This window comes from Mesorhizobium sp. M2A.F.Ca.ET.037.01.1.1 (genome assembly GCF_003998075.1).
GTDB lineage: Bacteria > Pseudomonadota > Alphaproteobacteria > Rhizobiales > Rhizobiaceae > Mesorhizobium.
Map to the genome: position 1 here is coordinate 1 of NZ_RZSA01000179.1, position 8,695 is coordinate 8,695.

Annotated in this window: 11 protein-coding genes and 2 tRNA genes; 7 read left to right on the top strand and 6 right to left on the bottom strand. The window is 63.2% G+C overall.

Going from position 1 to position 8,695, the window contains the following annotated elements; genetic code table 11:
* The first annotated feature begins 83 nt into the window (after window positions 1-83).
* The 4 genes from EOA27_RS11575 (at window position 84) to EOA27_RS11590 (ending at window position 3,418) form a co-directional block, all read left to right on the top strand.
* The gene (locus tag EOA27_RS11575) at window positions 84-1,136 is read left to right on the top strand and encodes an ABC transporter substrate-binding protein (RefSeq protein WP_189343119.1); all 1,053 of its coding nucleotides are present in this window, start codon (window positions 84-86) and stop codon (window positions 1,134-1,136) included.
* A 100-nt stretch (window positions 1,137-1,236) separates the two neighbouring features.
* Entirely contained in the window at window positions 1,237-2,010 is a 774-nt protein-coding gene (locus EOA27_RS11580) for an ABC transporter ATP-binding protein (RefSeq protein WP_126082452.1), read from the top strand.
* A complete protein-coding gene (locus EOA27_RS11585; RefSeq protein ID WP_126082451.1) occupies window positions 2,007-2,762 on the top strand; it encodes an ABC transporter permease in 756 nt (251 codons plus the stop codon). Before EOA27_RS11580 ends, EOA27_RS11585 begins: the two co-directional genes overlap by 4 nt.
* Before the next feature lie 83 nt (window positions 2,763-2,845).
* Window positions 2,846-3,418: a hypothetical protein gene (locus EOA27_RS11590; RefSeq protein WP_245467036.1), complete on the top strand. Its 573-nt coding sequence runs from the start codon at window positions 2,846-2,848 to the stop codon at window positions 3,416-3,418.
* 121 nt (window positions 3,419-3,539) lie between these two features.
* On the opposite strand, the gene EOA27_RS11595 is transcribed toward EOA27_RS11590, so the two are convergent.
* A tRNA-Asp gene (locus EOA27_RS11595) sits at window positions 3,540-3,616 on the bottom strand.
* A 219-nt stretch (window positions 3,617-3,835) separates the two neighbouring features.
* Between EOA27_RS11595 and EOA27_RS11600 the strand changes: the two genes are divergently transcribed.
* Window positions 3,836-3,911 (top strand) — tRNA-Val (locus EOA27_RS11600).
* A 57-nt stretch (window positions 3,912-3,968) separates the two neighbouring features.
* Here the strand turns inward: EOA27_RS11600 and EOA27_RS11605 are convergent.
* A complete protein-coding gene (locus EOA27_RS11605; RefSeq protein ID WP_126082450.1) occupies window positions 3,969-4,925 on the bottom strand; it encodes a phytanoyl-CoA dioxygenase family protein in 957 nt (318 codons plus the stop codon).
* Window positions 4,926-5,071: 146 nt separating this feature from the next.
* On the opposite strand from EOA27_RS11605, the gene EOA27_RS11610 reads away from it, so the two are divergent.
* Both EOA27_RS11610 and EOA27_RS11615 read left to right on the top strand, forming a co-directional pair.
* Entirely contained in the window at window positions 5,072-5,935 is an 864-nt protein-coding gene (locus EOA27_RS11610) for an AraC family transcriptional regulator (protein WP_126082449.1), read from the top strand.
* 64 nt (window positions 5,936-5,999) lie between these two features.
* Entirely contained in the window at window positions 6,000-6,203 is a 204-nt protein-coding gene (locus EOA27_RS11615; protein ID WP_126082448.1) for a hypothetical protein, read from the top strand.
* Between the two features lie 25 nt (window positions 6,204-6,228).
* Here the strand turns inward: EOA27_RS11615 and EOA27_RS40605 are convergent, their stop codons facing one another.
* From EOA27_RS40605 to EOA27_RS11630, 4 genes are all read right to left on the bottom strand, one after another.
* Window positions 6,229-6,327: a putative RiPP precursor gene (locus tag EOA27_RS40605; RefSeq protein WP_189342102.1), complete on the bottom strand. Its 99-nt coding sequence runs from the start codon at window positions 6,325-6,327 to the stop codon at window positions 6,229-6,231.
* 97 nt (window positions 6,328-6,424) lie between these two features.
* Window positions 6,425-7,354, bottom strand: a complete 930-nt coding sequence (rbsK, locus tag EOA27_RS11620; RefSeq protein ID WP_126082447.1) for a ribokinase — start codon at window positions 7,352-7,354, stop codon at window positions 6,425-6,427.
* Between the two features lie 4 nt (window positions 7,355-7,358).
* Window positions 7,359-7,811, bottom strand: a complete 453-nt coding sequence (locus EOA27_RS11625) for an RbsD/FucU family protein (protein WP_126082446.1) — start codon at window positions 7,809-7,811, stop codon at window positions 7,359-7,361.
* Between the two features lie 78 nt (window positions 7,812-7,889).
* Window positions 7,890-8,695, bottom strand: an 806-nt coding sequence (locus EOA27_RS11630) for a TOBE domain-containing protein (RefSeq protein WP_127256221.1), incomplete at its 5' end; no start/stop codon positions are given.

An 8,695-nucleotide genomic window follows, 5' to 3' on the forward strand; every position in this document is an offset into this window, starting at 1 on the left:
ACGACGAACAGCCGTAGACGACGCCGCGCTGAAGGGAGCGGCGCCTGAAGAAAAGACGAGAAAGTCTGCAACAGGAGCGAAAAATGAATGGGAACAGGGACTTTGAATTGAACCGCCGTGCATTCGTGAAAGGCGGCATGGCAGCGGTGGCGGCCGTATCTGCCGGCATGCAGCTGCTGCTGACGCCGGGCGCCAAGGCCGCGGGCAAGGTCGTCATCCAGTATGACTGGTTGCTATCCAACGGCCAGATCGGCGATATCGCGGCCGTCGCCAACGGCTATTTCAAGGACGCTGGGCTGGAGGTCGAGTTCAGCCCCGGCGGCCCCAACGCGTCGACCGTGCCGCCGGTCATTTCGGGCGCCGCCCAGCTTGGGCAGTTCTCGGAAACGCCGCAGCTATATTCTGCCCGCGCCAGCGGCGTGCCGATCAAAATCATCGCCTGCGGCTTCCGTACCGGTCCTTACGCATTGACCTCGAAACCGGCCAAGCCGATCCGCAGTGTCTCCGATCTCAAGGGAAAGAAGATCGGTATCCAGCCGACGGCGCGCTTCGTCATCGACGAGATCCTGGCCAAGAACGGCATCGACCCGTCGGAGGTGACCATCGTCAATGTCGGCTTCGACAAGGCGCCGCTGGTGCGCGGCGATGTCGACGCCATCGGCGGCTGGATCACCAACACCCAGGCGCTCAGCGTCGTCGGCGACGACCGCATCGACCTTCTGACGCGCGACCTCGGGCTAAGCTCCTACGCGGACGTCTATTTCGCTACCGACGCGGCAATCGAAAAGGATCCTGAGACGCTGGCGAAGTTCATCGGCGCCGTCGGCAAAGGCTGGGGCTGGGTGCATGCCAATCCGCAGGAAGCGGTCAAGAAGATGGTCGCCGCCTATCCGGAAATGGATCTTGGCTGGGAGGAAAAGACCGTCAATCTGGTGCTGAAACTCTCCTTTGACGGCGCCACCGCCAAGGACGGCTGGGGCACGTTCGACCCAGCCTCGATAGAGGAGCAATTGGCGCTGCTCGACAAGGTTGGCCAGTATCCAAACGGTCGCCCGGCGGCCGCCGATGTCTACACCACCAAGATACTCGAACTCTCGGCAGCCGACCGGCCCAAGCTCGACGCGCCCGCCGCGTAAAGCATGATCTCAAGAGGTGGGAACCGGCTTTTGGAAAAAGTCATGCTCCAACTAAGAGTTAGATCAGCATGACGGTCCAATCAGACGTTGTGCTGATCTAATGCCGCACGCGATCGAAGCGCGACGGCTGGATGTCGGCTATGGCGGCCGGCAGACGGCCGTCAAAGTGCTCGCCGGCCTCGACCTCACCGTCGAGGCCGGTTCCTTCCTGTCGATCCTGGGCCCGTCAGGCTGCGGCAAGTCGACCTTGCTCAGGGTGGTGGCCGACCTGCTCGATCCGCTCGGCGGCACGATCAGCGTGCTTGGCGAGACGCCGCATACGGTGCGCTCGCGGCGCGATGTCGGCTTCGTCTTCCAGGATTCGACCCTCCTTCCCTGGCGCACGGTGCGCGACAATGTGCGCTTGCCGCTTGGCGTCGGCCTGCGCAGCCTGACACGCAAGATCGAGGATCGCAGCACGGAACTGCTTGAATTGATGGGGCTCGGCGCCCTCAGTGAGCGCCTGCCGCACCAGCTCTCCGGCGGCCAGCGCCAGCGCGTGGCGATCGCGCGCGCCCTGCTCGGCGAACCGAAACTGCTTCTGATGGACGAACCCTTCGGCGCACTGGACGAGATCACGCGCGACCGATTGAACGATGAGCTGTTGGCGCTCTGGCGGCGCAGCGGCACGACCATCCTCTTCGTCACCCATTCGATCGCCGAAGCCGCCTATCTCGGTGAGCGCGTCATCGTGCTGGCCGCCAATCCGGGACGTGTCTTGAAGGACCTCGACATGCGGCCTCTCAAGCAGGAAGGCAATCGCTGCAAGCGCGAGGATGCGGCGATCGTCGCCGCCATGGCCGATCTGCGAACGGCGCTGGAGCGCGCATCGTGAGACAGGCGCCGCTCTCCCCGCACATGACGGCCGCGCTCCCCGTTCTCGGCGCGGCTTCGATCCTGCTCGCCTGGCAATATCTTTTGCCGTTGCTCGGCGTGCCCGCCTATATCGTGCCGACACCGACGGCGATTTTCGGCGTCTTCCAAAGGAATTTTGCGCTCCTCATCGACAATCTGCGGCCGACGCTGATCGAGGCGCTGGCCGGCTTCGTCATCGGCAATCTCGCTGCCGTGCTGCTGGCCGTGCTCTTCGTCCACAGCCGCGTCCTGCAGGCGGCCTATTTCCCGATCGTGCTCTTCTTCAACACCATCCCCATCCTGGCGCTGTCGCCGATCATCATCCTGATCTTCGGCCTCGGCATGACTCCGAAGATCGTCATCGCCGCGGTGATCTGCTTCTTCCCGACGCTGGTGAACATGATCCGCGGCCTCGATTCGGCCAGCGACAACGAACACGAGCTGTTCCGGGTGCTGTCGGCGACGCGCTCGGAGATCTTCTGGAGCCTGCGCCTGCACCGTGCTCTGCCGATGTTGTTCTCGTCACTCAGGATCGCGTCGGCCACCGCCGTGATCGGCGCCATCGTCGGCGAGTGGATCGGCTCGGACAAAGGGCTCGGCGCGCTGATCATCCAGGCGACCTTCAACTATCAGTCCGACCGGCTCTACGCCGCGATCGTTCTTTCGTCATCGCTGTCGATCGCGCTGTTCTGCCTGGTGGTCCTCGTTGAGCGGCGGATCATTAGATATTGAGCCCCGGCCGCCCGTAGGGCCGCCCGAGTTAACAATAGCCTCCGATCAGGCATTCATCGCGCATTTAATCCGCCTGCTGTAGGATGCCGCAGCACAACCAAACCGGGAGACAATTCGTGTTAAGAACTTTTCACGTCTCGATCCGAGCAACGCTGGCCTTCATCTGCCTCGTCAGCTTGGCCGCGGCCGCTACGGCCCTGTTCCCTGCCACCGCGTCGGCGCAGCAGCTGCGGCGATGCGCGAATGAGGGCGGTATTTGCCGCCTGCCCTACCCCACGCAAGTGGTCTACGGCGCGCGCGGTCGAATGACCTCCCGGTTTTTCGATCGTCGAGCCGTCCCTTGCTCGAATCGCGTTTTTGGCGACCCGGCCCCCGGTCGCGAAAAGGCCTGTTATTTCGTGGCGCGTGGCGGCGGCTATGGCGATGACAATGATTACGGGGACGATGACTACGGCTCGCGCCCGGACCGCGGCGAATGGATCGCCTGCGCCAGGGAGGGTGAGTTCTGCGATTTCCGCGGCCGCGCGATGGTCAGATACGGCGCACGTGGCCAATACACGCAGGACGTCTTCAGGAACGGCGTTCGCTGCAGCAACGACGCTTTCGGCGATGATCCCGCTCCAGGCGCTCACAAACGCTGCTACGTCAGGCAGTAGCGACCTGAGCCCTCGACAAGGTGGCGGCCCCGCAGGGGCCCCACTGCCGCTTAATACAGCCCCGCACGCGCGTTAAATGCGCCGGATAAGCCGATTTTCCGATTGATCCTGTCAAGGATGATGGCGCGAGTGACGGGGCTCGAACCCGCGACCTCCGGCGTGACAGGCCGGCACTCTAACCGACTGAGCTACACCCGCGCACTGACGAGCACGTGTCAGGCGTGTTCGTCGTTGGGGCGGTGGATAAGGGGTTCGTTTGCAGGTGTCAAGCGCGGCATTCAAGCATAACAACAAACAGGAGAAGGTTTTTTGACAACGGCGTCGAGGCTGGGGAAATCCGCCTGATGGCGGGCGCACCGGTCTGTTCATTTGGCCTTGCGAACGCGGCCCTAACTGCTTAAAGGTCCGCGCTCAAGCGGGCGATTAGCTCAGTTGGTAGAGCGCTTCGTTTACACCGAAGATGTCGGCGGTTCGAGCCCGTCATCGCCCACCAGTCCGCCGAACAGCCGATGCAGGACGGCGGAACCGTCGCCATATCAATCTCCCGACGTTACCCGTTCCAACTGACCACCCCCAGCAGCCTTTCGCCGAGCGGCGTCAGCTTTGCCGTCTCGGCATGCTTCTTCTCCCAGCTGCGCGGATCGCCGGCAAAGCCGGCGCGCTGCGGCGCCTCGCGTTCGCGCCAAGAGCGGATTCGCGCCTCGCGCTCGACAAGATTGCTCTCATCGGCGGGGAACATGGAGATATACTGGGCCATTCGCACCTTGTCGTCGGACGTGTTCGGCGCCACGCCATGCGCCAGAAGCGAGTTGAAGATCATCAGGTCGCCAGGGAAGAGCTCGAGCTTCTCGATCCTGTCCTCGATCCCTCTCATATCCGGATGATGCGGATCGCGGTCGGCGGGTTGAGTCTTCACCCATTCGTCGAAATGTTCGAACAGATAGGGCACGCATTGGAAGCCGCCGATATCGCCGCCGTCCTGATGGACCAGCGAAAGCACACCCTGCACCGAGATCGGCTTGGGCTCGAGCGAGGTGTCGGCGTCCCAATGGATGAAGCCGGGAGATGCGCGCCTGCCCTTGTTGGGCGTGTTGAGGTTGGCGCGGTCGATGGCGACCCACAGATCCTCCATATCCCAGATATCGACAAAGGCATCATAGACGCGCCGCGCCATGCGGTTATCCCACAGGAACTGATGATTGTAGATCTCGACCATGCCGGCATTGTTGATTTCCTTCAGCGCATAGTCGCGCCGCTGGGTGACGTCCCAGGTCGCCGGATAGTTGGGGTCCTTCTCCTCGAATTCCCAAAGCAGTGCCTTGAGACGCTCGACATTTTCCATTGGCACCGCATCGCGCACGATCACGAAGCCCCGCCTCTGCCAGTGCGCGAAATCGGCGTCCGAAAGCACGCGCAGCGGAAGCGCTTTCCTGATCTTGGACAGTTGGGTCGTCGCCCGGCTGGATGTTGGGTGATCGTCCTTAGTGATGTCTTTCGCGTGGGCCATCGATTTCCTCCTCGACGTTGTCCTGTCAAACACGAGGCTAACCGAACGGCGGACATGCATGTTGTCGCTAACAGGCACAGAATGATACTATTCTGGCGTCCATTATCATTCAAACGCCGTTCGAGGCGAATTCTCAGGGGCCGGCTGTGAAGCCATATCTGGAGAAAGTCACCGTCGCCGATGACGCCTCATGGTCGATGGTGCGGGTGCCGCGCGACCCGACCATTCCGTTGGAATGGCACCATCATCCGGAATATGAGCTGACGCTCACGCTCAACTCGCGCGGATGCCGCTTCGTCGGCGACCATGTCGGCGGCTATGACGATGGCGATCTCGTGCTGCTCGGTCCTAACCTGCCGCACACCTGGTCGTCGACGAGCAAGCTCGATGGCGGCAAGCCGCATCTGGTCATGGTCATCTGGTTCCGGCCCGAATGGGCGCGTGGATTGACCGGTCTTCTGACGGAACTGCGACCGGTAGCCGGCCTGCTGCAAAGATCGGCGCGCGGGCTGAAATTCTCGCAAGCTGCGACCGGGCGTGTCAGGGCGCGGATCGAAGCGATCTTCGACAAGCCGCCCGCGGACCGGCTGCTCGACCTGATTGCGGTGCTGCTGGCGCTGGCCGAGGACGACGCGGCCGAGCCGCTCACGGCGCCGTCCCGTTCGCCCCAGTCCACCCTCGCCTCGAGCGGCGCGCGCATAGACCGTGTTCTCGGCCACCTGCACACGCACTATACTGATGAGCTCAGGATCGACCGTGTCGCGCGCCTCGCCGCGCTCAGCCCGTCGGGCTTTCACCGGATGTTCACCCGACACACGCGGCTGACCGTGACTGAGTATGTGACACGGCTGCGCATCGGCAAGGCTTGCGCCCTCCTGACGGAGGGCGACAAGCAGATCGCCCACATCGCCGAGCAGGTCGGCTATCGGTCGCTGGCCAATTTCGGACGTCAATTCAAGGCTTTAAAAGGCCTGACGCCGCGCGAATATCGCGGCAGGTTTGCCAACTGAGGGCCTTCTCGGAACCATTTCAACCTTGTCCCGTTCAGCCCTCGGGTAAAACGGGAGAAGTCAGATGGCTGTGAGATGTCGGATTTCCATCGACGAGGAGAGGGATGTCGACGAGCTCGCTTTCCAGGAATTGCCGCGGGTCGGCGAAAGCGTGTCGATACCGGTCGAGGGAACGAACAGGGACCTCCGCGTCCTTCGCGTCGTGCATATGCCCGGCAGCGAGCAAGGCGCAACGACGATGCTGGAACTGACCAGCAGGATTCTGTAGCGCTATCCAAGCCCGATCAAGGAAATCATTCGCCCAGGACGACGCCGGAAGCGACAATCTGGGCCGTCCGTTCGGTGAGCTTCTGCCGCTTCACGAGCGTGGGTTTTTCGTAAGATTTCTTCATCCTGCCGTTCCGGCGTTGCAAACCAGGAGGATGAACGCGCTCGCTTCAGGAGCGTTCCCGGTCAAGGGGCCGCTAATAAACCGGCCGAACTACGAGTTCATGCCTTCGCGAGCAGCGCCTCGACCTCTTGCAATGTCGGCATAGACGGCGCGGTGCCGGGGCGGGTCACCGAAATGCCGGCGACCCCGCAGGCAAAGCGCACGGCCTCCAGCGGCTCGACGCCTTTTGCCAAAGCGGCGGCAAGACCGCCGTTGAAGGCATCGCCCGCCCCGGTGGTCTCGACCACCGGGCCGGCATTTACGGCGCCGACATGCTCGGATCGGTCCTTGCTGTGCAGAAGCGCGCCCTTTTCTCCCAGCGTCACGATGACGGCCCCGACACCCTTGGCCAGCAGAGCGTCGGCGGCGCGGCGGGCGTCGTCGACCGACGACACCTTGATGCCGGTCAGCCCTTCGGCCTCGGTCTCGTTGGGCGTGACATAGTCGCAGAGCATGTAGATACGGTCCGGCAGGCTCGCGGCCGGCGCGGGATTGAGAATGGTCGTCACCCCTGCCCCGCGCGCGATCTCAAGTGCCTTCAAGGCCGCGTCGATCGGCTGCTCGAGCTGCGTGACGAAGACGCCGGCGGAGCGGATCAGGCCGGCATGCGTCTCGATGTCTGCGGGGGAAATCAGCATCGCCGCGCCCGGGCTGACGATGATGGCATTGTTGCCCGTGCCTTCCTCGACGAAGATATAGGCAGCACCCGTATAGCTGTCCGGCGTGTCGATCACGGCGCTCTTGACGCCAGCATCCCTCCAGGTCTGCTTGGCCATGTCGGCAAAGGCATCGACGCCAAGCCTGGTCAGGAAAGTGATGTCGGCGCCAAGCTTGCCGGACGCCACCGCCTGGTTCGAGCCCTTGCCGCCCGGCCCGAGCTTGAAGGAATTGCCGAGGATCGTCTCGCCCATGCGCGGCTGGCGATCGGCGCGATAGGCGGTGTCGGCGACGAACACACCCAGGATGACGACAGGCTTGGCGGCGGCCATGTCCTTACTCCGCATCCGGCGGCACGACGCCTTTGCGGAAGGCAAAGCAGCCATAGAAACGGCGCTCGCCGGTCTGGATCACGCAATAGGCCTTCTTGGAGCGCTCGTAGAAAGCGTAGCGCTCGATCGAGATCATCGGCCAGGGTTTGCCCTCGGCCGCGTCGATCTCCTTCTGGACCTCCTTCTGCACCGGCGGGATTTCGTTCGGCTTGCCGACGATCTCCATGCGCGCCGCGGCATCGTTGACGAACGTATCCAGCGGATAGACCGACAGCACCGCCTTCACCGCGTCGGCCGCCGTCGCATCGATGCGCAAGAGCTTGCCGAGCACGGTTTGCCGCGCCACCGAATCGGATGGGAAATTGGTGTCGGCGATGATCAGGTCGTCGCCATGACCCATCGCCCGCAGCGCCTGGAGCACGTCGGCATTGAGCAGCGGATTGATCCCTTTGAGCATGGTTTCCTCCCGGAAGTCTGTGTGCGGTCTGGAGCAATTCCAGGAAAGGCGGTTTTCCGTCCGGAATTGCGTAAAGATCTAAAGTCGCTTGCCGGTTTCGGCGTCGAAGAGGTGGACCTGGTCGAGACGCGGCTTCAGCTTGAGCGTATCGCCCGGCTTGAAGTCGTGGCGCTCGCGAAACAGCGCCACCATCTCGCCCTCGCCGAAGCGCACGAACACCAGGGTTTCCGAGCCGGTCGGCTCGACAACCGAGATCTTGGCCTCGACGCCGTCGGGATGGATCTCCAGGTGCTCCGGGCGTACGCCGTAGACGACCGTCTGACCATCCTCGCCGGCACTGTTGGCGGGCATGGGAAACGCTGTGCCGGCAATGTCGACGACCGGTTTCTCGCCCTTCCTCACGGTGCCCTTGAGCAGGTTCATCGCCGGCGAGCCGATGAACCCGGCAACGAAGAGGTTCGCCGGACGGTCGAACAGTTCCAGCGGCGCGCCGACCTGCTCGATGCGGCCGTCGCGCATCACGACGATCTTGTCGGCCATGGTCATGGCCTCGATCTGGTCGTGGGTGACATAGATCGTCGTGGTCTTCAGCCGCTGGTGCAGTTCCTTGATCTCGGTGCGCATCTGCACGCGCAGCTTGGCGTCGAGGTTGGAGAGCGGCTCGTCGAACAGGAACACTTGCGGATTGCGCACGATGGCGCGGCCCATCGCGACACGCTGGCGCTGACCGCCCGAAAGCTGGCGCGGATAGCGCTTGAGATAGGGCGCGAGGTCGAGGATGTCGGCGGCGCGCTTGACACGTTCGGCGACGACAGCTGGATCCGTGCCGCGCAGCTTCAGCGCGAAGGCCATGTTCTGCTCCACCGTCTTGTGCGGATAGAGCG

Coding starts and splice junctions, on each gene's coding strand:
- EOA27_RS11575 (WP_189343119.1), top strand. CDS start 84: ATGAATGGGAACAGGGACTTTGAATTGAACCGCCGTGCATTCGTGAAA.
- EOA27_RS11625 (WP_126082446.1), bottom strand. CDS start 7,811: ATGCTCAAAGGGATCAATCCGCTGCTCAATGCCGACGTGCTCCAGGCG.
- EOA27_RS11580 (WP_126082452.1), top strand. CDS start 1,237: ATGCCGCACGCGATCGAAGCGCGACGGCTGGATGTCGGCTATGGCGGC.
- EOA27_RS11590 (WP_245467036.1), top strand. CDS start 2,846: ATGCCGCAGCACAACCAAACCGGGAGACAATTCGTGTTAAGAACTTTT.
- EOA27_RS11615 (WP_126082448.1), top strand. CDS start 6,000: ATGGCTGTGAGATGTCGGATTTCCATCGACGAGGAGAGGGATGTCGAC.
- EOA27_RS40605 (WP_189342102.1), bottom strand. CDS start 6,327: ATGAAGAAATCTTACGAAAAACCCACGCTCGTGAAGCGGCAGAAGCTC.
- rbsK (WP_126082447.1), bottom strand. CDS start 7,354: ATGGCCGCCGCCAAGCCTGTCGTCATCCTGGGTGTGTTCGTCGCCGAC.
- EOA27_RS11605 (WP_126082450.1), bottom strand. CDS start 4,925: ATGGCCCACGCGAAAGACATCACTAAGGACGATCACCCAACATCCAGC.